The following is a 254-nucleotide window of genomic DNA, read 5'->3' on the forward strand; positions in this document are numbered from 1 at the left end:
GTTCGGGATCGACTTCGATCCCGACCCAGCCACCCGGGCGGCGACCGACGGCCAGGTGGCGTGATGGCTTCTGAGACCGCCTCGACGCTGGCGTATCTGGCGCGGGTGTTGAAGACACCGACGATCGGGCGCGTGTGGGAGCAACTCGCCGATACCGCCCGTGAGCAAGGGTGGTCACACGAGCAGTATCTGGCCGCCGTCCTGCAACGCCAGGTCGCCGATCGGGAGGCCTCCGGTACCAGGCTGCGGATCGC

The 254-nt window shown here is 68.5% G+C and carries 1 pseudogene; it reads left to right on the forward strand.

Annotated elements, in window-relative coordinates:
- Window positions 1-63 precede the first annotated feature (63 nt).
- A pseudogene (locus ACPXB3_RS22680) lies at window positions 64-254 on the forward strand (AAA family ATPase); the annotation flags it as partial.

Source organism: Gordonia sp. DT219 (assembly GCF_049847065.1).
Taxonomy (GTDB): Bacteria; Actinomycetota; Actinomycetes; order Mycobacteriales; family Mycobacteriaceae; genus Gordonia.